Raw genomic sequence first — 21443 nt, 5'->3', positions numbered from 1 at the left:
GGCCGTCGTGGGCCGAACCTGTCGGTTGTGTTTACAGCGACACACAATCCGCTTGTCCCGCCCGCTCCCGCGGGGCAAAACGTCCGTATGGACGAGAGGATGGGCCCGCGGGCCTGGCGGGATTGTTACGCACATCCCTGTGAGTGGGAGCAGACGTTCGCTCCACTGGCGATGACGGACATGTTGGCGGCCAGCGTCGCGGCGCATGATACCCGGGCGCTCGTCGACTTTCTCGGGCGGCAGTTCAGCTATCGCGCAATCCACGCCGAGGCACGCGGCTTTGCCGCCGGGCTGCAGTCGCTGGGACTGGGCAAGGGGGACCGCGTCGGGCTCTGCCTTTCCAACGTGCCCGCCTACCTTTCGGCCTATTTCGGCGCGATGATGGCAGGGGCGACGGTCGTCAACTACTCGCCCTTCTGCTCTGCCGCCGAACTGGAAGCGCAAGTCGCCGATTCGGGCACGCGCCTGCTCGTCACTCTCGACGTGCCCACCCTGTTGCCTTCCGCGGAGCAGGTGCTGCGCGGATCGACGCTCGAATGGCTGGTCGTGGTGCGCCTGTCGAGCCAGCTTCCGTTCTGGCGCGGACTTGGCCGGCGCGTGTTCCACCGCCGCGACATCGCGACGATCCCGCAGGCGCCGAACGTCTTCGAATGGCGCGAGCTGCTGCTCGACCGCGAGCCCGATCCGGTAGCCATCGACCCGATCGTCGACGTGGCGATGCTGCAATATACCGGCGGCGCCTCCGATGCACCCAAGGGCGTGATGTTCAGCCACCAGAACCTGACCGCCAACGCGCGGCAGATCGAGGCGATCGATCCGCATGCGCACCTGCGCGACGTGATCCTGGGGGTGCTGCCGTTCTTCCACGTCTTTGCCAATGCCTGCGTGCTCAACCGCACGATCTGCAATGGCGGCATGATCGCGCTCTTGCCGCGCTTCCACCCGAGACGCGCGCTGGCGACGATCGAGCGCACCCGGGTGACGGCGATGCCGGGGGTGCCCACGATGTACCAGGCGATGCTCGAGGATCGCCGCATGGTGCGGACGGACCTGTCCAGCCTGTTCACCTGCATCGCCGGGGGCGCGCCGCTTCCAGCCTCGCTCAAGACACGCTTCGAGAGGACCACCGGGGCGAAGCTGGTGGAGGCTTATGGACTGACCGAGACGGCCGGCGTCACCGCGACCAATCCGTTCGACGGGCGCGAGGCGCCGGGATCGATCGGGCATCCGCTGCCCGGAACGGACTTGCGCCTGCTCGCCCGGGACGATGCCACGCGCGACGCCGCGCCGGGTGAACCGGGAGAACTGGCCGTCTCCGGCCCGCAGGTCATGCTGGGCTACTGGAAGCGCACCGATGCGGACGTCTTCGTGGAGAATGACGGCAGGCGCTGGTTGCGCACCGGGGATGTCGCCACGATCGACGAGGACGGCTACGTCCACGTCCTCGATCGCCCGGACAGGACGTCGCCGCCCCGGGCCTGACCCGGGACGACGGCGAAATCACTCCGCCGCGGCGGGGAGGATCAGTTCGGGTTCGGCGTGGGGCAGGCGGGCGATCGCCGGGGGCATCTGGCCACCGTTGGGGCTCAGCCGGCCTTCCAGGCGGGCGCCCTGCTCGATCGTCAGTGCGTCGTAGGCGACGTCGCCCTCGATCCGCGCGGTCTTGAGGATCACCACTTCGCGCGCGGCGACCGAGCCACGCACGAGGCCGGCGATGCGCACCGATTCGGCGCGCACTGCGCCGGTGATCTCGCTGCCTTCGCCCTGGACGAGCGCATTGCAGGCGATGTCGCCATCGACGCTGCCGTCGACGTGCAGGTCGGCGCTGGCCTGGATGTTGCCGGTGATGGCGGTATCGGCGCCGAGCATCGAGAAGCTCGACGTGCCGTGGGGGGTGGTGCGTGCGCTAATGAAGGCCTTGGCCATGTCAGCTTATCCCTTCTCTTGCTTAGTTCTTGTTCTGGGCATTGCGGGCGGCTTCGAGGAACGGGCGCGGATTGACCGGGCGGTCGTTGACGCGCACTTCGAAGTGCAGGTGAGGGCCGGTCGAGCGGCCGGTACTGCCCATGGCGGCGATCAGCGCACCGGCGTCGACTTCCTCGCCGACATGGGCGCGGAAGCCGGAAAGGTGGCCGTAGCGGGTCATCAACCCGTTGCCGTGCGTAACCTCTACGCAATTGCCGTAGCCGGACTTCTGGCCGACGAAGGTGACCCGGCCCTTGGCCGCGGCGTAGATCGGCGAGCCCATCGGGCCGGGGAAATCGAGCCCGGCGTGGAACGCGGCGCCGCCCGTGAACGGGTCCGAGCGGTAGCCGTAGCTGGACGAGACATAGGCGACATGCGCCGGGCTCACCTGCGGGATCGAGGCGAGGCCGTTCTCCAGCGCGTCCATGCGGGCCAGGCTCTGGCCCATGCGGCGGAAGCGGGGATCGACGCTGCCGTCGGCAGAGGTGGCAAGCTTGACCAGTGGGCCACCCTCGGCGCCGCGCGAGCCCGCGGCCATCGCGGCGGGATTGAGACCGAGCTTGCGGATGGCGTCGGTGGCGGCCTGGGAACGGCTGTCGGCGTAGCGGGTCAGGCGATCGACCAGGGCGATCTGCCCGGCTTCGATGCGGGCAAGGGCGCCCGCTTCGGGCAGGGCGGCGCTGATCTTGGTCGCCTGAGCATCGGTCGGCTGGGCCTGGTCCGGCTGCTCGCCCTCTGGGAGGTCGCCGATGTGGGCGTCGACCATCTGCTCGATGAACTTCTGGCGGCGGGCGAGATCGGACGCGACCGAGTCGATGTTGTGGCGATACTGCCGCACGCGGCCTTCTTCACGGGCAACCCTAGCCTCGCGCTGGACGAGGGCGGCTTGCGCGGTGCCGGTGGAGACCTGCGAGAGCGCCAGCGTGCCGACCGAGGCGCACCAGGCACCCAGCACGCCGACCGCGATTCCGGCGGCGATCTTCTGGCTCCGCGATGAAATGCGGATGAAACGGACCTGGCCCTGCGATCGCATGATGAACTCGCGATCAGGGAACGCAGTCCTGAGGCGATCGAGGAACGCCCCGGCTGAAGTGGATAACAAAACGACCCCGCTGGAAATCTAGTGTCTCAGTCCCGGCGGCCGAGTAGCAGGGGGAGATTACCAAGGCGAATCCACTGACCCCAAACGTTTGTCGAATCCGGGCGAATCGAAATGGACTCACGACGAACTGAGGGAAACAACCGGGATTGTCATTTTATTGCCGTCTCGGGCCGCAATCGCAGGGGGCGGAAAGAACAGGATGTCTCACGCGAAGATGTGAAGCCCCTTTGTCATTCGGCGTTGCCTGGGCGCGGCGTCCATCACGAGGGACGGCCTGCGGCCCGCCACTCCTCCGCTTGCGTCTTCGCGTGAAACTTCCTTCGTTCTTCTGCCTCGTGCCCCTTCGATCGGATCGGTGACAACCCAGCGTGCCGGTGGTAGTCGGTCCTCCATGAACCTGCAGACCTCCCTGACCGCCGAATCCCCAACCGACTCCGGCGCGCTTTCGCCCGAAGCGCTGGTCGAACAGCTTGCCCGCGACGGCCGCGCCGCGCAGCGCGTGCTGGCCCGGCTGAGCGATGGCCAGAAGGCCGAGGCCCTGCGCGCCGCCGCGACGGCCCTGCGCGCGGCGGGGGCGGAGATCCTCGCGGCCAACGCCAAGGATATCGCCGCCGGCGAGGCCAAGGGCCTGTCGGGCGCGCTGCTCGATCGCCTGCGCCTCGACGAGGGACGGCTTGCCGGTATCGCCGACGCGGTCGACCAGGTCGCCGCCCTGCCCGATCCGGTGGGCGAGGTCATCGCATCGAGCGAGCGGCCCAACGGCCTCAGGCTCTCTCGCGTGCGCATTCCGATCGGCCTGATCGGCATCATCTACGAAAGCCGCCCCAACGTCACCGCCGACGCCGCTGCACTGTGCCTGCGCTCGGGCAACGCAGTGATGCTGCGCGGCGGCAGCGAGGCGCTCCATTCCAACCGCGCGATCCGCGCCGCGCTGGCGGCGGGCCTCGAGAGCGTCGGCATCCCGGCCGCCGCGATCCAGCTCGTGCCCACCCAGGACCGCGCCGTCGTCGGCGCGATGCTGACCGCGGCCGGGCTCATCGACATGATCGTGCCGCGCGGGGGCAAGAGCCTCGTCGCGCGGGTCCAGGCCGATGCACGGGTGCCGGTGCTCGCCCACCTCGACGGCATCTGCCACACGTTCGTCCATGCCGCCGCCGAACCCGGCATGGCGCGGGCCCTCGCGCTCAACGCCAAGATGCGCCGCACCGGCATCTGCGGGGCGATGGAGACGCTGCTGCTCGATACCCAGTTCCCGGACAGCGAATCGGTCGTCGCCGGCCTGCTCGACGCCGGCTGCGAACTGCGCGGGGACGCGCGGGCGCAGGCGCTCGATCCGCGCATCCTGCCCGCCAGCGACGAGGACTGGGACACCGAATACCTCGACGCCGTGCTCTCGGTCGCCGTCGTCGACGGGCTGGAGCCGGCGATCGAGCACATCGCCGCGCATTCTTCGCACCACACCGACGCGATCGTGACCGAGGACGCCGAAGTGGCGGAGCGCTTCCTCGACGAGGTCGACAGCGCGATCGTCATGGTCAACGCTTCGAGCCAGTTCGCCGACGGCGGCGAGTTCGGCCTCGGCGCCGAGATCGGCATCGCCACCGGGCGGCTCCATGCGCGCGGGCCGGTCGCTCTGGAAGGGCTTACCACCTACAAGTGGCAGGTGCGTGGTTCCGGGCAGGCGCGCCCCTGATTCCCTCGATGCTTCATGCGCAGGCGCGCAGGCGCCGAGAAGAAAAGGGGCTGGTCGCGCAAGAACGCAAAGGCGCGGAGATGCCGTTTCGCGCCGCAGGCCATCGCTACAACCCTGCGCCCGCGCGACCCGCACGCTCGAAAGGGAAGGCGGATTCGCCGCAAGCGCGACACCTGTGCGTCTCTGCGTCTCCGCAGGACCGGACACTGGCTTCTTCTTTTCCGTGCCTCCGTGCCTGCGCGTGAAAACGACCTTCCCCACCCACTCGCGCCCCGGCCCGGTGACGGGCTTGCTCGGCGGCAGCTTCAACCCGGCCCACGGCGGGCACCGGCGAATCACCCTGTTCGCGATCGACGCGCTCGGCCTCGACGAGGCGTGGTGGCTGGTCTCGCCGGGCAATCCGCTCAAGCCGGCGCAAGGCATGGCACCGCTCTCCGCGCGTGTCGGATCGGCGCGGCGGCAGGCCCGCCGGGCACGGATCAGGGCCACCGCGATCGAGCGGGAACTGGGCACGCGCTACACCGTCGACACCCTCAGGGCGCTGCTCCGCCGCTACCCGAAACGGCGCTTCGTGTGGCTCATGGGGGCCGACAATCTGGCCCAGTTGCACCGCTGGAAAGACTGGCGGACTCTGGCTCGACTCATGCCGATTGCGGTCATCGCCCGTCCGGGGTATGATGGTGCTGCCCTCGCGAGCCCCGCGATGGCCTGGCTGGGCCGCTACCGGAGGCCTCTGACCAGTCTTCGCGGTCCGGAAAGGTGGAGCGCACCTGCGCTAGTGACATTGCGATTCGACCCCGATACGCGGTCGGCAACGGCGATACGCCAGGCCGATCCGGACTGGGCACGAAAGGCCGTTGGTGGACTTTCGCGGGATGCAGTCACGTACCGCCCTATCCCTGGAACGCCCATTCCCGGAACTGCAGCGTGAGAGGCCTTGGGCCCCTTTTCCTGCACACCCGGCTTACCAAGCAAATGATCGATCGCGGCCCGGCGGCTTCCGCCGTGCCCGGCCGATCCCTGAAAGGAGCAGACACCTACTAAAATGCCACAGGCACAGATACAGCCGGCCTCAACCGGCGCCACGCCCCCCCTGGCCCAGAGCGCTACCGTCCAGAACGACGATCCGCTTCTGGCTCTCGTCCTCCAGTCGCTGGACGACGACCAGGTGCAGGACCTCGTGACCATCGATCTCGACGGCAAATCCAGCATCGCCGATTTCATGGTCATTGGCTCGGGCCGTTCGACCCGCCAGGTCGCGGCCATGGCCCAGAAACTTGGCGAACGCCTCAAGCAGGGCGGCTTCGGCAGCCCGCGCATCGAGGGTCTGCCGGCAGCCGACTGGGTGCTGGTCGACGCAGGCAGCGTGGTGATCCACCTCTTCCGCCCGGAAGTGCGCAGCTTCTACAACCTCGAGAGGATGTGGGGCTTCGACGGACCGTCCGGCGCGGCCTGAGCGTTCCGCTCGCGCTGCGCCCGCGTTACGAGAGGCCGAGCCCCGGTCGTCGCATGTGACGACCTGAACGACCGGGCCCCTTTCGAATGCCGCGGACCTTTTGAAAGGATGTCGCGCCGGGACTAGCGTTCCGCGCGAATGGGACCATGCTGCTTCACATCATCGCTCGCGGGAAGATCGCCCGTTCGCCCGAGGCCGACCTGCTCGACCGCTATGCGAAGCGCATCGCCTGGCCTTTCCGGCACAGCGAATTGCCCGACGTCGGCGGCAAGGTCCCGCCGCCGGTGCAGACTCCGAGCCGCGACGTCCTGCTCGACGAGCGCGGCAAGACGATGAGTTCGGAGGAATTCGCCGCGCTGCTCGGCCGCTGGCGGGACGAGGGGGTGCGCGAATGCCGCTTCCTGATCGGCGCCGCCGACGGCCACGGCGACGAAGCGCGGACCCGGGCCGACCATCTCCTGTGCTTCGGCCGCATGACCTGGCCCCACCTCATGGCCCGCGCGATGCTGGCCGAACAGCTCTGGCGCGCGACCGCGATCCTCGCCGGGCATCCCTATCACCGCTCCGGGTGAGGGCCTATCACCGCTCCCGGTGAGGATTTGTGCGGCACAGACTAACCCGCCGATAATCTTTCGCTGCCACTAAGGGCCGGTGGAGGTAGCAAGATGATTCACCGCAGGCCGATCGAAATCCTGGGCAAGGCCCTGAACGACCTTGTGGGAGTGGCCGCGTGCTGATCGACAGGGTCCTTCGCAAGGTCCGCAAGGCCGCGCATTACCGCTCCGCGCGCGCGGTGCTGGACACGCCGCCGATCGTTGCGGGGGACGGGCCGGGCGGTGGTGTCGTGATATTCTCGATGATCGGGACGCAAGTGCTGCTGCCCTATCTCGTGGCGGTGAAGTCGCTCCATGCGCGGCTCGGCATGGGCCGGGTGGTTATCCTCGACGACGGCAGCCTGACCGACGCGGACCGCCGCGTCCTCGACCACCACTGTGGCACGCCGCAGGTGCTCCACATCGCCGATGTCGACACCGGCGAGTGCCCCAGGGGCGGCACCTGGGAGCGCTTACTGACGCTGCTCGACCTGCGGGTGCAGGACTACGTGATCCAGCTCGATTCCGATACGGTAACGGTCGGCGACGTTCCCGAAATCCGCGAGGCGATCGCCCGGAACGAAAGCTTCCTGCTGCTCGGTGGCTCCGATGCGCAGGAGCACGGCATCGAGGCGCTGCCCGACTATGTCGCCCATCGCTATCCGCAGGGACCCGTCGCCGCGCCGGCGCATATCCAGGCCCTCGTCGAATCACGCTACGGCTCCTATCCCGATGCGGCGGACCATCGCTACGTGCGCGGCTGTTCGGGGTTCACCGGCTTCGCACGGGGCGGGGCGAGCGACCGGGCAGCGGCGGCGGTGTTTTCGCGCCATGCCACGGCGCTGGTCGGCGAGGACGTGTGGAACCGCTGGGGCAGCGAGCAGGTCGCCTCCAATTTCCTCCTGGCCAACGAGACCGGCACCCGCATCCTGCCTTATGCGCGCTATGCGAACTACTGGAAGCAGGCGATCAACGACGATGCGCGCTTCATGCACTTCGTCGGCACGCACAGGTATTCCGACAAAGAGTACCGCCGGCTTTCGGCGAAGGCCGTCGACGCCTTGCGGTGACTGGCGGGCAGGGGCTCCTGCTGGCAATTTCCGCTCTTCCCGCCCCAGTCGCTCTCCCCTAGTTAATCCGGCGTGAAGCCTGTTGCCAGTTCCCTCCTGATCCTTGCCGCCATCGGCGCCGCTACCTTCGCTACCCAGGCGATGACGCAGGCGGGTGCGCTCTCCGTGCTCGATCCCGCGGTGGACGCGCGGCGGGCGCAGCAGGACATGCTTGCGGCGCGGCGCGAGGGCGCGGCGGCCAGGGTGCGGGCTGAAAAGCTGGAGGCGCGCGCGCGGCAGGTTACCGAGGAGGCCGATCGCACGGCGCGCGAGGCTGCCGCCGTCGCCGCGCGCATTCAGGAGACCGAGGCCGCCATCGCCGCCCAGCGCGCGCGGATGCGGCTGATCGCCTCGCAGCGAGCCGACCTGCGGGCGGAGCTGGCGGAGCGGCAGGGACCGCTGGCAAGGCTCACCGGCTCGCTCCAGCGCCTCTCGCGACGGCCGCCGTTGCTGGCGCTGCTGCGGCCGGGTTCGGTGCGGGATGCCGTCTACATGCGCGCGATGCTCGATACGATGCTGCCCGAAGTGGAGAAGCGCACCGCCGCCCTGCGCGGAGCGATCGAGCGCGGGCGCATGCTGGAAGGGCAGGCGCGGGCCGCCGCCGCCGGGCTTGCCGGGGCGCAGGGACAGATGCGCGAGCGGCGGCGCCAGCTCGCCGTGCTCGAATCGCGCCAGCGCCTTGCCGGGCGCGAGGCGGTGGGGATTGCCGCGCGCGAGAGCGACCGGGCGCTGGCACTGGCGGAAAAGGCGCGCGACCTGGGCGACCTGGTCGCGGAAGTAGGGCGCCAAGGGGCCTTGCGCGAGCAGCTTGCCGCACTGCCGGGACCGATCATGCGCCCGTCGCGGCCCGAGGACTCGCGCGTGGTCGATGCCTCCCAGTTCGTGCCGCTGCCGACGGGACTTTCCAGCTACATGCTGCCGGTTACCGGCCGTCTCGTCACCGGCTTCGGTGAGGATGCGCCGGGCCAGGCGCGCTCGGGCGGGCTGGTGCTGGCACCGCGCGGACAGGCCCAGGCGGTCGCCCCGGCACCGGGCCGCGTCGCCTTCGCCGGCCCCTACCGCGGCTACGAGGGGATCGTCATCATCGAGCACGCCGGCGGCTGGACCTCGCTGGTCACCGGTCTCGCGCGGGTGGACGTGGCGGTGGGGCAGACGGTCGTGGCGGGCTCGCCGATCGGCGCGGCCGGCCCGCGCAGTCCCCGCATCATGGTCGAGCTGCGCCGCGACGGTACGCCGGTCAATCCGCTGCAGTACATCCGCTCGCTTTAGGGAGCGGGTTCACCCCGAGACGCGCAGGCGCAGGGAAGGAGCGCGTGCGACGAAGCCGCCCTTAATCTCGAGGCTGCGCGTTGCGCGGACCGTGGTTCATAGCAATGGCCTGCGGGGCGCGCGACATCTCTGCGCCTCTGCGCCTCCGCGCGGCCCGACACCTTATCTCCGGGAACTTCGCGAAGATGGAGCCCTTATGGACCGATCGGGCCTGCGTTCCGCTGGCGTTCAGCGCGATCGGACGATAGGATGACACGAACCCCCGCCCGGCCCTTTGTGCCGGATGACGATGAAAGAGGCTTTTGCGCCCGATGAAGATCGCCCCGTTCCGCCCCGCTGCCTTCTTCAGGGCTGCGCTGCTGGTTTCCGCCGTCGCGGTCCTGCCGGTCGCGACATCGGGCCTTGCCGCGGTCGACACCCGTGCCAGCGCCGAATTCCAGAAGCTTTTCACCATCTACGAGATCGTCAAAGAGAACTACGTGGACCCGGTCGACGACGACAAGCTGCTCAAGGGCGCGATCGACGGCATGCTGGCAAGCCTCGACCCGCACTCGAACTACCTCGACGGGCCCTCGCTGCAGCGACTGGAGACGATGATCGACGGCAAGTACACGGGCCTCGGACTCTCGGTGATCGAGGACGAGGGCGCGGTGAAGATCATCTCGCCGTTCAAGGGCAGCCCGGCCGAGAAGGCGGGGCTCAAGGCGGGCGACTACATAACTCACCTCGACGGCGTGCTGTACTACGAGCGTGATCTCGACGAAGCCGTGTCCAAGATGCGCGGCGCCGCCGGGACTTCGATCCGCCTGACGATCTTCCGCCAGGGCCGCGATGCGCCGTTCGACGTCACCGTGACTCGCGGTGTGATCGAACTCGAGCCGGTGACCTCGGAACTGAAGGACAACGTCGGCGTGATCTCGGTGAACGAGTTCTCGCGCGATGTCGGCAACGACGTGAACAGCGCGCTGGCCGAACTCAAGAAGCAGGCGGCGCTCAAGGGTGGCAAGCTGGCGGGCCTGGTGCTCGACCTGCGCTCCAACCCGGGCGGTTCGCTGGACGAGGCAGTGGCCCTGTCCGACCTGTTCCTGGACAAGGGCGACATCGTCTCGCAGCGCGGCCGCAATGCCGCCGAAAACCAGTTCTACCGCGCCGAATCGATGTTCAAGGGCGATGCCGCCAAGGGCCTGCCGGTGATCGTGCTGGTCGATGCCGGCTCGGCCTCGGCTTCCGAAATCGTCGCCGGCGCGCTGCAGGACCAGCATCGCGCGGTCATCATGGGCGAGCGCACCTTCGGCAAGGGCTCGGTGCAGTCGTTCCTGCCGCTGGACGCCAAGAGCGCGGTCAAGCTCACCACGGCGCGCTACTTCACGCCTTCGGGGCACTCGGTGCAGGAGGGCGGAATCGTGCCCGACATCAAGGTGCCGCAGCTGTCCGACCCCGATGCCCGTGCCCGGGCCGAGCGTGCGGTGCGCGAGTCCGACTTGCGCGGCCACCTCATCAACGAGGCCTCGCTCAAGGACAAGGACCTCGAGACCGACAAGATGGACGACCCGCGCTTCAAGGTGACCGCCGCCGAACTGGAGAAGCAGGGGATCAAGGACTTCCAGCTAGACTACGCGATCTCGACGCTGAAGCGCACGGCCGGCAAGCCCGCGCTTGCCGCAGCGACCAAGCGCTGACGGCCGGCAGGAGCAGTTCCCATGGCCGTTCCCGTCGTCGCCCGCCTGCGCGCCGCGCGCTGGCTCGCATTCGGCATACCCGTCGCGCTGCTGGGCGGGGCGCTGGCGAGCCAGTACGTCTTCGGACTGGTGCCTTGCGAGATGTGCTGGTGGCAGCGCTATCCGCACATGGCCGCGATCGTACTGGCGGGCCTGTCGTTCCTCTGGCGGCCGGTGCGCCCGCTCGTCGCGGTCGCGGCGCTGGCGGTGTTGATTTCCGGACTGATCGGCGGGTTCCATGCGGGGGTCGAATACGGCTGGTGGGAGGGCCTCACCGCCTGCACCGCCAGTCCGCTGGCCGCCGGCGGCGACCCGCTTGACGCGATCATGAACGCCCCGGTGATCCGCTGCGACGTGGCGCCCTGGGACCTGTTCGGGGTTTCGCTGGCGGGCTGGAACTTCCTGATCTCGACAGCAGGGGCGCTGGCCGTGTTCGGCCTGATCGCCAGCAGCGGCAACTCCGGCGGAAAGGCCAAGCGATGAACGCAGTCTCCAGGCGCAGCGAACGGATGCTGCGCGTCGACCAGGCCGGCGAATACGGCGCGACGCGGATCTACGCCGGCCAGCTCGCGGTCATGGGTACGCGGGCGCCGCTCTCCACCGAAGTCGCCGGCATGGCCGCGCAGGAAGCGGAGCACCAGGCCCGATTCGACGCGATGATCGCGCAGCGCGGCGTGCGGCCCACCCTGCTGCAGCCGGTGTGGTCGGTGGCAGGCTATGCGCTGGGCGCCGCGACCGCGCTGATGGGCCCGGAGGCGGCGATGGCCTGCACCGCCGCGATCGAGACCGAGATCGAACGCCACTACAGCGAGCAGATCGAGGAACTTGCCGGGGACGATCCGGAACTGGGCGAAGTCATCCGCGAATTCCGCGACGACGAGCGCGAGCACCGCGACGCCGCGCTGGCGGCGGGCGCGGAAAAGGCCCCGGCCTATCCGCTGCTGTTCCACGCGATCCGCATGGGCTGCCGCGTGGCGATCAAGCTTTCGGAACGGATCTGACCCCTCGGGGGTTTGTTCGGTAAAAGCGCCGCCGCTTAAGCTATCGTTCAAGCCGCGACGCACCTATACGGGGCACATGCCCGCCGCTACCGACTGACTGGAGCCTTCGCGATGACCCGCCTCCTGACCACTGCCGCACTTGGCGCCCTTGCCGCCCTGACGCTGACGGCCTCCCCTGCCTTTGCGCAGGAGGATGCCGGGCTCGGTGGCGGGGACGAAAAGGTCAACCAGCTCATCATTTACGGCGAGGACCCGTGCCCCCCTTCGGGATCGACGGAGATCACTGTCTGCGCCCGCAAGCCGGAAGCCGAGCGCTATCGCATTCCCGAGCCACTGCGGGGCATTGATTCCCCCAAGGCCGACGCCTGGACCAACAAGGTCGAAGCCTACGAGACGGTCGGCGCCTTCGGCAACCTCAGTTGCTCGCCGGTGGGCGCCGGCGGCTCGCTGGGCTGCACCCAGCGGCTGATCGACCGCGCCTACGCGGAAAAGAAGAACGGCTCCGACGTTCGCTTCGGCGAACTCATCGCGGCCGAACGCGAGAAGCGTCTGTCCAGCATCGACCAGGACGCCGCCGCCCAGCAGGCCCGCGTCGAGGAAGCCGAAAAGGCCTACTTCGAACAGCGCAAGCGCCAGGAAGCCGAAAGCGACGCCGCCAGCGACACTACGACCACGCCCCCGATGCCCAAGTAACGCGCTGGCCGCGCACGCCGGACCGCGCATGTCGCGTCCGCTCTGGATGCCGCGGCCCCTCGGGCCTCGCAATGACGACGGAACGGGGGAGGGCGACCGTGCTCCCGCTTCTCCCACCGTGCTCGCCCATCGTCATCGCAAGCGGAGCGAAGCAATCCAGGGCGGCCAACGGCGCGCCACGTCCTGCGAACCTTCGTGCCGACGCCGCGGTCCAAGCCGGGCTTCGTGGCTTGAAACCCGAACGCGCTTGTCTTGCGCCCACAAATCCGCACAGAGAAGCGCCGTGTGGGGGCATTCGCGCCGAAAAGGCGGCGTTCTCCCCCGCATGAGGGTCGCCAACTGAAGGGAACGGGTACGCGCGATGGTCGTTGCGGGTTCGATTGACATCTTCCATGCCGTGGCCGGGCTGCTGGTCGGTACTCTGGTGGGGCTCACCGGCGTCGGCGGCGGCTCGCTGATGACGCCGCTGCTGGTGCTGCTGTTCGGGATCAGCGCCAAGACCGCGGTGGGCACCGACCTGCTTTTCGCCGCCATTACCAAGATCGCCGGATCGGCCGTGCACGGCTCGCGCGAGACGGTCGAGTGGACGATCGTCAGGCGCCTGGCCATGGGCAGCATCCCGGCCGCCCTCGTGACGCTGGCGGTGCTGGCGAGCATCGGCAAGGTCGGCAAGTCGACCGAGCACGTCATCCTGGTCTCGCTGGCCTGCCTCCTGGCGCTGACCTCGTTCGCGGTGATCGGGCGCAAGTGGCTGTTCCGCCATGCCCAGGACTTCGAAGCCATCCGGTCGCGCGGCCGGGTCATGGGCGGCACCGTGGCGCTCGGTGCGCTGATCGGCGTGGCCGTATCGGTCTCCTCCGTGGGGGCAGGGGCGATCGGGGTGACCGTGCTGCTAATGCTCTATCCCCGCCTGCAGATGGCGCGGATCGTAGGGTCGGACATCGCCCACGCAGTGCCGCTGGCCCTGATCGCGGGTACCGGCCACTGGATCATGGGCGATGTCGACGGGCGGCTGCTGACGAACCTGCTGATCGGCTCCATCCCGGGCGTGGTGGTTGGCAGCTACTTGTCCACCAATGCGCCGGACAAGGTCCTGCAGCCCCTGCTGGCGGGCGTGCTGGCGCTTTCGTCGTGGCAGCTCTTCGTGAAGGCCTATACGCCCGAAAAGGTGAAGATCGAGGCGATCTCGCCAGCCAAAGCAGGTGAAGCGCCGCGTTGAGGACCACCTCGTCCCGGACCGGATCCGGGATCGTGGGGGACTCTTGAGGCGGTAGTTCGCGATGGGCCACTGCGACGTGGCGTTCTGACGCAAGATGGGCGCGGTCTTGCCCGACGGCCCGGGTCTAGCGCCTTGCGACGAAGACGGGCGCCGACAAACGAAAGGGCCGGGAGTGACCCCGGCCCTTCGTCGTCCTGCGCTCCGGCGGTCGTCAGGCGAGCGCGATGTCCGGGGCGTCTTCCTGCTTCATGCCGACGACGTGATAGCCGCAGTCGACGTGATGGGTCTCGCCCGTGACGCCCGAGGCGAGGTCGGACAGCAGGTACAGGCCCGCGCCGCCGACGTCCTCGATCGTCACGTTGCGGCGCAACGGCGAGTTCAGCTCGTTCCACTTGAGGATGTAGCGGAAGTCGCCTATGCCGCTGGCCGCCAGCGTCTTGATCGGTCCGGCGGAGATCGCGTTGACGCGGATGCCCTGCGGCCCCAGGTCGTTGGCGAGATACTTCACCGAAGCCTCCAGCGCTGCCTTGGCCACGCCCATGACGTTGTAGTGCGGGACCACCTTCTCCGCACCGTAGTAGGTGAGGGTCAGGATCGAGCCACCGTCCGACATCATCGGCAGCGCCCGCTTGGTCACTGCCACGAGACTGTAGGCGGAGATGTTCATGGTCATGAGGAAATTGTCGAGGCTGGTGTCGACGTATTTCCCGCGCAACTCGTTCTTGTCGGAGAAGCCGATGGCGTGGACGAGAAAATCGATCCTGCCCCAGCGCTCCTCGATCTGCGCAAAGGCAGTGTCGAGGGCTTCCATGTTCGACACGTCGCAATCGATGAGGAAATCGCTGCCCAGGCTCTCGGCCAGCGGCCTCACCCGCTTGGCCAAGGCTTCACCCTGGTAGGAAAAGGCGAGTTCAGCGCCTTGTTCGTGCAGCTTCTTGGCGATTCCCCAGGCCAGCGACTTGTCATTTGCAAGGCCCATGATGAGGCCGCGTTTACCGTGCATCAGACCAGTCATTCGTTTCTTCCTGTATGTCCTTGTCGTTCGGCCGCGAGGTTCTGTCTCGGGCCGTGGCGGGGCTTGCGGGCATGTCTGGCATCTCGGGAGCCCCCGCGAGCGCCGCGTTGAGTTCGGCACCTACAACCATCCCTAGTCCCACAAGCCAGAAAAAGAAAAGCGCGATCATCACCCCGGCGAGGCTTCCGTACGTAAGATCGTACATGAAGAACGTCTGGAGCACCTTCGGCAGCGCGAACGCGACGAGTAGCCACCACCCGGTGACGAGCGCGGCGCCGGGCCATTTCGGGCATTTGCGCTTCTGGTAGGCGGAGGGTGTGAGCAGGTAGAACAGCAGGTAGATCGAGCCGAACAGCGCGCCCGCGCTGATCGCGCCGGAGATCGCGATCTGTTCGGAGAGGTCGTCGAGGCGGGGGAACAGGGCCGAGATGATCGCCTCGCTCGCCGAGATCAGGACCTGCGAGGACAGCGAGATCAGCAGCAGCAGCACCGATCCGAAGATCAGCCCGGTGGAAATCAGGCGCGAGCGCCAGAAGCGCGGGCGCTTGGTGGTGTTGTAGGCACGGTGGAGGATGTCGCGGATCGTCTCGACGAGGCTGGTGGCGGTCCACAGGCCGAACAAGCCGCCGATCCACAGCAAGTGCCCGTGCCGCGCCGCGGCGACGTCGTGGGCCACCGGACCGAGCACTTCGGCGACGCGTGGCGGGATCGCGCTCAGCACCGCGTCGATCGAAGCGCCGAGTCGGTCCTGCTCGCCCAACGCCGAGAAGATCGCGGCAAGGGCGATGAAGAAGGGGAACAGCGCCAGCAGGGTCATGTAGGCAAGGTTGCCGGCATGGATGAAGCCGTCGTCGTACGTGCCATGGACGACGCGCATGAGGATGCGGAAGAAGCGGGTGCCCGGGCCCGCCCGCTTCCTGATGTCGCGCTTGATCTTGTGGCGCAGGGCCTCCGGGCGGGGCCGGCCGCCCGTCCTGTCCGCCGGGTCGGCGGGCATGTCCGGAGTGTCAGCCCCCAAGCTTGCCGCGCACGTCGCGGCCGTCGCTCCAGCCTTCGAGCCGGTGGGCGAGGTCGGCGCCGCTCTCGCTGTCGGCTTCGGGAAGGACGATCTGCAGGATGATGTACTGGTCGCCGCGGCTGGCATCCTTGCGCGTCATGCCGCGCCCCTTGAGGCGCAGCACCTTGCCCGAGCTGGCGCCGGCCGGGACCGAGAGCATGACCGCGCCCGAAGCGGTGGGCGCCTTGACCTTGGCCCCGCGCAGCGCCTCGTCGAGCGTGATCGGCAGATCGAGGCGCAGATCGTCGCCGTCCTGCTTGAAGAAGGGATGCGCCTGGATCTGGAGCGTGACGATGGCATCGCCCGCGCCGCCGGGGCCGGATTCGCCCTTGCCGGACAGGCGCATCTGGGTTCCGTCCTCGAGCCCGGCGGGGAGCTTGAGGTCGATCGTCTTGCCGTCCGACAGGGTGATGCGCTGGGGCTTCAGTTCCGCCGCATCGAGGAGCGGGACGGCGAGGCGGTAGTTCACGTTGGCGCCGCGCGGGGCGGCACGGCCACGGCCTCCCATTCCGCCAGCACCGCCACGCGCGCCGCCGCCGAAGATGCCGCCGAAGATGTCCTCGAGGTCGATGCCCTCGTCGTTGCCGAAACCGCCGCCGAAGCCGCGCTGGCCACCGTGCCCACCGCCGAAGCCGGCACCTCCGAACCCGCCGCCACCGCCGAAGGGGCCCGCCGGATTGCCGTCGGCGTCGATCTCGCCGCGGTCGAACTGGGCGCGCTTGGCCTTGTCGGAGAGGAGGTCGTAGGCGTGCGTCACTTCGTTGAAGCGCTCGGACGCCTTGGGGTTGTCCTTGTTGGCGTCGGGATGGAATTCCTTCGCCAGCTTGCGATAGGCGGACTTGATATCCTTCTCGCTCGCGCCGCGCGATACGCCGAGGGTGGTATAGGGGTCTGCTGCCATGATGCCTGCCTAGCTAGGTTGCGTTCCGGCTTTGGACAAGCATTACGATGGGGTAGGGCGTTCCTATCCACCCCATCTTCTGCAGCGAAGGAGAGGAGTGGTGTTCTTCGACTCTGCTCGACACGAACCCGAGATTGCTGTTTGACCGGAACCTGAAACGCCAAGAGCAGGACCATATCCCAGTGTCGACCCACCCCGATGCCGAGCAGGCGCGCGAAGTCATCCCCCACGGCGATCCCTTCGCGCTGTTCAACCGCTGGTACGACGAGGCCCGCGCCGCCGAGCCCAACGATTCGAACGCCATGGCGCTCGCCACCGCGACTCCGGACGGCCTGCCCTCGGTGCGCATGGTGCTGCTCAAGGGCCACGGGCCGGACGGCTTCGTGTTCTACACCAACGGGCACAGCCGCAAGGGGCGGGAAATCGCAGCCAACCCGCAGGTCTCGCTGCTGTTCCACTGGAAGAGCCTGCGCCGCCAGATCCGCATCGAAGGCACCCTCTCGCCGGTGAGCGAGGCGGAAGCCGAGGCCTATTTCCATTCGCGCGCCCGCGATTCGCAGCTCGGCGCGGTGGCGTCGGACCAGTCCGCCCCACTCGATTCGCGCGAAACCTTCCTCGCCCGCTACGAGGAGGCGCGCGCGCGCTTCGAAGGCGGTGAGGTCGAGCGTCCGGCGCACTGGGGCGGCTGGCGGGTCCGGCCGCTCGCCATCGAGTTTTGGCACGACCGCCCCTACCGCCTCCACGAGCGCCGCCGCTTCGAACATGGCGCGAACGGCTGGGCCAGTACGCTGCTCTACCCGTGAGCGAGGCGAACGGTCAGCTCAATCGCCGGGCCGCCTACGCCAGCATCGCGGCGGCGAGCCTGCTGCTGGCGATAAAGGGCTACGCAGCGTGGACAACCGGCTCGACGGCGATGCTGGGAAGCCTTGCCGATACCGTGCTCGATCTCGTCGCCAGTATCGCGACGCTGGTGGGGGTATGGATCGCGGCGCAGCCGGCGGACGACAAGCACCGATTCGGCCATGGCAAGGCGGAGGCCATCGCCGCGCTGTTCCAGATCGTGCTGATCTCGATCTCGGCGCTGGGCATCGCCAGCCGCGCCGTCGGACAGTTCTTCGCAGGCAACCGGGTCGAGGCGGCGGGCGAGGGCATCGGCGTATCGCTGGCGGCGATCCTCGTGACCTTCGCGCTGATCGCATGGCAGCGCCACGTCGTGCGCCGCACCGGCAGCCTGGCGATCGCGACCGACAGCGTCCATTACCAGTCGGACCTGCTGCTCAACGTCGCGGTGATCGCGGCGCTGGCGCTCGACCAGTACGCCGGGCTGACCGGAGCGGATTCGCTGTTCGGGCTCGTCATCGCTGCCTGGCTCGGCTGGGGTGCGTGGAGCGCGTCCGAGCAGGTGCTCGACCAGTTGATGGACCACGAATGGCCGGCCGAGAAGAAGCAGCGCTTCCTCGAGGTGCTGGCGCGCAACCCCGACATCACCGGCGCCCATGACTTGCGCACGCGTACGTCGGGCAACCGCGACTTCGTGCAGTTCCACGTCTGGGTCGACGCGAACATGACCGTGAGGGATGCGCACAAGGTGATGGACGACCTGGAAGCGCGCCTGCGCGTCGAGTTCCCCGACACCGAGATCCTGATCCACCCCGATCCGGAAGGCCTCGTCGACGAGAAGGGCGATGCCGGCAAGGACGTGCTGCCGCCGATCCGGGTGGGGGACTGAGGCAAGGCCGCCCCGCTGCTACTTCCCCCGCAGTGCCGCCACGCAGGCGGCGCGGTCTACGTCCTGCCCGTCTGACGAACGGCGCGCCTCGACATAGCTCGCGTGGGGCTCCTTCGAGGACGTGCTGGGATAGAGGAACACGTCGAGCACGCAGGCGGTCCCGGTGAACTGCAGCTTGCGGGCATCGCCTTCCCACACGTCGAGGCGAGGCTGGCCGAACAGGTGCACGAGTTGGCCCTGGTTGGCGCCGATCACGCTCTCGAGGCCCGGCGCCATCTGCACAGCCGCATCGCGCGGCGCGGTGCGGGTGGGCTGGCGGACCGGAGGCACTGCGGACGTGCGCTTGGGAGGCTGCGGCGTGCTCGAGACCCCCCCGCTGGTGCAGGCGGCGAGGGCCAGGGCCAGCGAAGCGGCGGCCAGAGTACTGCGCCAGGCCGGCAAACGGGCCTGGAACGGGGGAAGGGAAGGGGGCGTCATGATCGGCTTGGTCATCGTGAGCGGGGCATTGCGCGGCGCCGGGAGCGAGTCAACGCCCCATCGTCCGGGCGGCGCTTGCCGAGCGGCAGGGCGCGCGCTACTCGCGAGGCAACGCCTTATCTTCCGGTTACTGAAGGACTCCCTCCCCACATGACGCAACCCAAGCTGGACGTCATCGCCATCGGCAATGCCATCATCGACGTCATCGCCAACTGCCCCGACGCCCTGATCGACGAACTCGGTCTGACCCACGGCGGCATGCAGCTGATCGACGCCGACCAGGCGCGCACCCTCTACGCCGCGATGGGCCCGGCCCGCGAGGTTTCGGGCGGTTCCGCCGCCAACACGCTGGCCGGCCTCGCCGCGCTGGGCGCGAAATGCGGCTTCGTCGGCCAGGTCGCGGCCGACCAGTTGGGCGAAGTCTTCACCCACGACATCCAGGCCGCCGGCATCGCATTTTCGATTCCCCCCCGCGTTGGCGAGACGCCGACCGCACGCTGCCTGATCTTCGTGACCCCCGACGGCCAGCGCACGATGAACACGTTCCTCGGCGCCTCGCACCTGCTGTCTGACGAGATGGTGGACGAGGCGGTGATCGCCGATGCCGCGGTGCTCTACCTCGAAGGCTACCTGTGGGACCCGGTCGAGCCGCGCGCGGCGATGCGCAAGGCGATCGCGGCGGCGCGCGCCGCCGGTCGCAAGATCGCCTTCACGCCTTCGGAATCCTTCATCATCGACATGCACCGCCTCGATTTCCTCTCGCTGATCGAGGACGGCGCGATCGACCTGCTGTTCTGCAACGAGCACGAGATGGCCTCGCTGACCGGCCTGGCCGGGTTCGAGGAAGGCCTTGCGGCGCTGAGCGCCAATGTCCCGGTGCTGGTCGTCACCAAGGGTGCCCAGGGCGCCGTGGCGCTGGCTGGCGGCGAGCGGGCCGAAGTGGCCGCCCAGCCGATCGACAAGGTCGTCGACACCACCGGCGCGGGCGACCTGTTCGCCGCCGGCTTCCTCTATGGCCACGTTCGTGGCAAGAGCCTTGCCGATAGCCTCAAGATGGGCTCGATCTGTGCCAGCGAGATCATCTCGCACTACGGCGCCCGGCCCGAATGCGACCTCGCGGACTTCGTCAATCAACGCATGTGATCGAAAGGACCCCGGCTTGAGCTGTCCCGCGCTGATCGACTTCGAAGCGAGTTGCCTGCCCGAATATGGGCAGTCCTATCCCATCGAGGTCGCCGTGGCGCGCACCGACGGCTCGAGCCGGGCCTGGCTGATCCGCCCGGTCGATGCCTGGCGCTACTGGGACTGGTCGGACGAGGCCGAGGCGTTGCACGGCATCAGCCAGCAACTGCTCGACGACGAGGGCCTGCCGCCGGCGCAAGTGCTCGCCGAGATGGCTGCGTTCGTCAACGGGTGCCCGGTCTATGCCGATGCCGACCTCGACCAGTATTGGCTCGAGGTTCTGTGCCAGGGCGTCGGCGCCGGGCTGCCGTTCCCGGTGCACTACCTCGGCGAATTCCTGAAGGAGCGCGGCTACACGCGTCCGCAGGTCGTCACCGCTCTGGAGGAGGCCAAGCGCCGGCTGCCCAAGGAACACCTGGCGCGCGAGGACGCCAAGCGGCTGGCGCTGGTGGTCCGGTTGCTGCTGGAAGGGACGGTCTGACCGGGTAGATGCCGCAGGGCGCTCCCGATCCTCCCCATCGGTTCGCGACAGGGAGGAGTTGTTCGGGCGATAGACTGCGAACGATGCGGCGTTCGCAGTCTTGAGCGCGACGCGTCACTCCGCCTCCGCAGAACCTCCGCCCAAGCCCCGCTCAGGGCATCCCGCTCGGCTCTTCCACCGGCACCGCGACCTGTGCTCGCCCCTGTTGCGCCGCTTCCAGTTGCCCGAGGCATTGCGCCTTGCGCCGTTCGCGTGCGTCGGACAGGGCCTGGGCGGTCTGTGCTGGTAGGGCGCAGTCGCGGGCGGGGCGGATCGGGCGCTTGGCGAGGCAGCCGCTCTCGGTGCTGAACAGGTCGTCGGCGCAGTCCTCGAAGGCGGACTGGTCGGCGTCGTGCATGCTCTGGCAGGTCTGCGTCCAGCGCTGCTTGTACGACAGTTCGGCGAAGTTGACGCAGTCCTGGTACTCGCCCTGCGCCGCCGCTTCGCGCCGTGCGCGTTCGGCCAGGGCCTGGCTTTGCCGCGCCTCTTGCTCCTTGCGCTCGGTCATCGCCAGCGTCTGGCGACGCACGTCCTGCGCGGGGAGGTAGATGCCATAGTAATAGCCCACGCCCGCCCCTGCGAGCAGCGCAGCCACCGCCAGCGACAGCTTCAGGATAGGGTCGGCGTGCTCAGGTCGTAACTTCATAAAGGGCACCATCGAGGTTTGCGGCAAAATGGCTCGGCGCAAGGAAGCAGGACGAAGGAATATGTCGATATTTCGAGGTCTGTCGGCACAAGTCTTTC

General features: G+C 68.4%; 23 protein-coding genes. 16 read left to right on the top strand and 7 right to left on the bottom strand.

Annotated features, from left to right (window positions below):
- Positions 1 to 180: 180 nt before the first annotated feature.
- Complete coding sequence (locus ACFFDA_RS22505; protein ID WP_404479508.1) at positions 181 to 1482, top strand: AMP-binding protein; 1302 nt, start codon at positions 181 to 183, stop codon at positions 1480 to 1482.
- 18 nt (positions 1483 to 1500) lie between these two features.
- On the opposite strand, the gene ACFFDA_RS22500 is transcribed toward ACFFDA_RS22505, so the two are convergent.
- Both ACFFDA_RS22500 and ACFFDA_RS22495 read right to left on the bottom strand, forming a co-directional pair.
- On the bottom strand, positions 1501 to 1926 hold the full coding sequence (locus ACFFDA_RS22500; RefSeq protein ID WP_404479507.1) for a polymer-forming cytoskeletal protein: 426 nt from the start codon (positions 1924 to 1926) through the stop codon (positions 1501 to 1503).
- A gap of 22 nt (positions 1927 to 1948) precedes the next feature.
- A complete protein-coding gene (locus ACFFDA_RS22495; RefSeq protein ID WP_404479506.1) occupies positions 1949 to 2998 on the bottom strand; it encodes a M23 family metallopeptidase in 1050 nt (349 codons plus the stop codon).
- A 460-nt stretch (positions 2999 to 3458) separates the two neighbouring features.
- Here ACFFDA_RS22495 and ACFFDA_RS22490 point away from each other — a divergent pair, with 460 nt between their 5' ends.
- From ACFFDA_RS22490 to ACFFDA_RS22440, 11 genes are all read left to right on the top strand, one after another.
- A complete protein-coding gene (locus tag ACFFDA_RS22490; RefSeq protein ID WP_404479505.1) occupies positions 3459 to 4760 on the top strand; it encodes a glutamate-5-semialdehyde dehydrogenase in 1302 nt (433 codons plus the stop codon).
- Between the two features lie 241 nt (positions 4761 to 5001).
- Positions 5002 to 5691 carry a nicotinate-nucleotide adenylyltransferase gene (locus ACFFDA_RS22485; protein WP_404479504.1) on the top strand — a complete coding sequence of 230 codons (690 nt, stop codon included), beginning with the start codon at positions 5002 to 5004 and terminating at the stop codon, positions 5689 to 5691.
- 114 nt (positions 5692 to 5805) lie between these two features.
- On the top strand, positions 5806 to 6216 hold the full coding sequence (rsfS, locus tag ACFFDA_RS22480) for a ribosome silencing factor (RefSeq protein ID WP_404479503.1): 411 nt from the start codon (positions 5806 to 5808) through the stop codon (positions 6214 to 6216).
- A gap of 146 nt (positions 6217 to 6362) precedes the next feature.
- A complete protein-coding gene (locus ACFFDA_RS22475) occupies positions 6363 to 6788 on the top strand; it encodes a 23S rRNA (pseudouridine(1915)-N(3))-methyltransferase RlmH (RefSeq protein ID WP_404479502.1) in 426 nt (141 codons plus the stop codon).
- A gap of 158 nt (positions 6789 to 6946) precedes the next feature.
- Positions 6947 to 7879 (top strand): hypothetical protein, encoded by a 933-nt coding sequence (locus tag ACFFDA_RS22470; protein WP_404479501.1) that lies wholly within the window; start codon positions 6947 to 6949, stop codon positions 7877 to 7879.
- Positions 7880 to 7951: 72 nt separating this feature from the next.
- Positions 7952 to 9187 (top strand): murein hydrolase activator EnvC family protein, encoded by a 1236-nt coding sequence (locus tag ACFFDA_RS22465; RefSeq protein WP_404479500.1) that lies wholly within the window; start codon positions 7952 to 7954, stop codon positions 9185 to 9187.
- 311 nt (positions 9188 to 9498) lie between these two features.
- Positions 9499 to 10866 carry a S41 family peptidase gene (locus tag ACFFDA_RS22460; protein WP_404479499.1) on the top strand — a complete coding sequence of 456 codons (1368 nt, stop codon included), beginning with the start codon at positions 9499 to 9501 and terminating at the stop codon, positions 10864 to 10866.
- 21 nt (positions 10867 to 10887) lie between these two features.
- Positions 10888 to 11388 (top strand): disulfide bond formation protein B, encoded by a 501-nt coding sequence (locus ACFFDA_RS22455; protein WP_404479498.1) that lies wholly within the window; start codon positions 10888 to 10890, stop codon positions 11386 to 11388.
- Positions 11385 to 11906 carry a demethoxyubiquinone hydroxylase family protein gene (locus ACFFDA_RS22450; RefSeq protein WP_404479497.1) on the top strand — a complete coding sequence of 174 codons (522 nt, stop codon included), beginning with the start codon at positions 11385 to 11387 and terminating at the stop codon, positions 11904 to 11906. Before ACFFDA_RS22455 ends, ACFFDA_RS22450 begins: the two co-directional genes overlap by 4 nt.
- Before the next feature lie 111 nt (positions 11907 to 12017).
- Positions 12018 to 12599 (top strand): hypothetical protein, encoded by a 582-nt coding sequence (locus ACFFDA_RS22445; protein ID WP_404479496.1) that lies wholly within the window; start codon positions 12018 to 12020, stop codon positions 12597 to 12599.
- Positions 12600 to 12960: 361 nt separating this feature from the next.
- Positions 12961 to 13818, top strand: coding sequence for a sulfite exporter TauE/SafE family protein (locus ACFFDA_RS22440; protein WP_404479495.1), 858 nt, complete (start codon positions 12961 to 12963; stop codon positions 13816 to 13818).
- A 211-nt stretch (positions 13819 to 14029) separates the two neighbouring features.
- Here the strand turns inward: ACFFDA_RS22440 and fabI are convergent, their stop codons facing one another.
- The 3 genes from fabI to ACFFDA_RS22425 are packed head-to-tail and all read right to left on the bottom strand — an operon-like array spanning position 14030 to position 16791.
- Positions 14030 to 14833, bottom strand: coding sequence for an enoyl-ACP reductase FabI (gene fabI / locus ACFFDA_RS22435; RefSeq protein ID WP_404479494.1), 804 nt, complete (start codon positions 14831 to 14833; stop codon positions 14030 to 14032).
- On the bottom strand, positions 14811 to 15830 hold the full coding sequence (locus ACFFDA_RS22430) for a YihY/virulence factor BrkB family protein (RefSeq protein ID WP_404479493.1): 1020 nt from the start codon (positions 15828 to 15830) through the stop codon (positions 14811 to 14813). The genes fabI and ACFFDA_RS22430 overlap by 23 nt, the downstream gene beginning before the upstream one ends.
- Positions 15831 to 15840: 10 nt before the next feature.
- Positions 15841 to 16791, bottom strand: a complete 951-nt coding sequence (locus ACFFDA_RS22425) for a DnaJ C-terminal domain-containing protein (protein WP_404479492.1) — start codon at positions 16789 to 16791, stop codon at positions 15841 to 15843.
- A 182-nt stretch (positions 16792 to 16973) separates the two neighbouring features.
- On the opposite strand from ACFFDA_RS22425, the gene pdxH reads away from it, so the two are divergent.
- Complete coding sequence (gene pdxH / locus ACFFDA_RS22420; RefSeq protein WP_404479491.1) at positions 16974 to 17594, top strand: pyridoxamine 5'-phosphate oxidase; 621 nt, start codon at positions 16974 to 16976, stop codon at positions 17592 to 17594.
- Entirely contained in the window at positions 17591 to 18520 is a 930-nt protein-coding gene (locus tag ACFFDA_RS22415) for a cation diffusion facilitator family transporter (protein ID WP_404479490.1), read from the top strand. The genes pdxH and ACFFDA_RS22415 overlap by 4 nt, the downstream gene beginning before the upstream one ends.
- 18 nt (positions 18521 to 18538) lie before the next feature.
- Here ACFFDA_RS22415 and ACFFDA_RS22410 read toward each other — a convergent pair whose 3' ends face one another.
- Positions 18539 to 18997 carry a hypothetical protein gene (locus ACFFDA_RS22410; RefSeq protein ID WP_404482839.1) on the bottom strand — a complete coding sequence of 153 codons (459 nt, stop codon included), beginning with the start codon at positions 18995 to 18997 and terminating at the stop codon, positions 18539 to 18541.
- 150 nt (positions 18998 to 19147) lie between these two features.
- Here ACFFDA_RS22410 and ACFFDA_RS22405 point away from each other — a divergent pair, with 150 nt between their 5' ends.
- Together ACFFDA_RS22405 and ACFFDA_RS22400 are read left to right on the top strand one after the other, a co-directional pair.
- Positions 19148 to 20140, top strand: coding sequence for an adenosine kinase (locus ACFFDA_RS22405; protein ID WP_404479489.1), 993 nt, complete (start codon positions 19148 to 19150; stop codon positions 20138 to 20140).
- 16 nt (positions 20141 to 20156) lie between these two features.
- The gene (locus ACFFDA_RS22400) at positions 20157 to 20660 is read left to right on the top strand and encodes a hypothetical protein (RefSeq protein ID WP_404479488.1); all 504 of its coding nucleotides are present in this window, start codon (positions 20157 to 20159) and stop codon (positions 20658 to 20660) included.
- A gap of 151 nt (positions 20661 to 20811) precedes the next feature.
- On the opposite strand, the gene ACFFDA_RS22395 is transcribed toward ACFFDA_RS22400, so the two are convergent.
- A complete protein-coding gene (locus ACFFDA_RS22395; protein ID WP_404479487.1) occupies positions 20812 to 21345 on the bottom strand; it encodes a hypothetical protein in 534 nt (177 codons plus the stop codon).
- Positions 21346 to 21443: the final 98 nt, after the last annotated feature.

This window comes from Novosphingobium sp. BL-52-GroH (genome assembly GCF_044813085.1).
Classification (GTDB): domain Bacteria; phylum Pseudomonadota; class Alphaproteobacteria; order Sphingomonadales; family Sphingomonadaceae; genus Novosphingobium.
The sequence above is the reverse complement of the archived record's forward strand: the minus strand, read 5'-3'. Positions and strand labels throughout refer to the sequence as shown.

Coding starts and splice junctions, on each gene's coding strand:
- ACFFDA_RS22505 (WP_404479508.1), top strand. CDS start 181: ATGTTGGCGGCCAGCGTCGCGGCGCATGATACCCGGGCGCTCGTCGAC.
- ACFFDA_RS22500 (WP_404479507.1), bottom strand. CDS start 1,926: ATGGCCAAGGCCTTCATTAGCGCACGCACCACCCCCCACGGCACGTCG.
- ACFFDA_RS22495 (WP_404479506.1), bottom strand. CDS start 2,998: ATGCGATCGCAGGGCCAGGTCCGTTTCATCCGCATTTCATCGCGGAGC.
- ACFFDA_RS22490 (WP_404479505.1), top strand. CDS start 3,459: ATGAACCTGCAGACCTCCCTGACCGCCGAATCCCCAACCGACTCCGGC.
- rsfS (WP_404479503.1), top strand. CDS start 5,806: ATGCCACAGGCACAGATACAGCCGGCCTCAACCGGCGCCACGCCCCCC.
- ACFFDA_RS22475 (WP_404479502.1), top strand. CDS start 6,363: ATGCTGCTTCACATCATCGCTCGCGGGAAGATCGCCCGTTCGCCCGAG.
- ACFFDA_RS22460 (WP_404479499.1), top strand. CDS start 9,499: ATGAAGATCGCCCCGTTCCGCCCCGCTGCCTTCTTCAGGGCTGCGCTG.
- ACFFDA_RS22455 (WP_404479498.1), top strand. CDS start 10,888: ATGGCCGTTCCCGTCGTCGCCCGCCTGCGCGCCGCGCGCTGGCTCGCA.
- ACFFDA_RS22450 (WP_404479497.1), top strand. CDS start 11,385: ATGAACGCAGTCTCCAGGCGCAGCGAACGGATGCTGCGCGTCGACCAG.
- ACFFDA_RS22445 (WP_404479496.1), top strand. CDS start 12,018: ATGACCCGCCTCCTGACCACTGCCGCACTTGGCGCCCTTGCCGCCCTG.
- ACFFDA_RS22440 (WP_404479495.1), top strand. CDS start 12,961: ATGGTCGTTGCGGGTTCGATTGACATCTTCCATGCCGTGGCCGGGCTG.
- fabI (WP_404479494.1), bottom strand. CDS start 14,833: ATGACTGGTCTGATGCACGGTAAACGCGGCCTCATCATGGGCCTTGCA.
- ACFFDA_RS22430 (WP_404479493.1), bottom strand. CDS start 15,830: ATGCCCGCCGACCCGGCGGACAGGACGGGCGGCCGGCCCCGCCCGGAG.
- ACFFDA_RS22425 (WP_404479492.1), bottom strand. CDS start 16,791: ATGGCAGCAGACCCCTATACCACCCTCGGCGTATCGCGCGGCGCGAGC.
- ACFFDA_RS22410 (WP_404482839.1), bottom strand. CDS start 18,997: ATGACGCCCCCTTCCCTTCCCCCGTTCCAGGCCCGTTTGCCGGCCTGG.
- ACFFDA_RS22405 (WP_404479489.1), top strand. CDS start 19,148: ATGACGCAACCCAAGCTGGACGTCATCGCCATCGGCAATGCCATCATC.
- ACFFDA_RS22395 (WP_404479487.1), bottom strand. CDS start 21,345: ATGAAGTTACGACCTGAGCACGCCGACCCTATCCTGAAGCTGTCGCTG.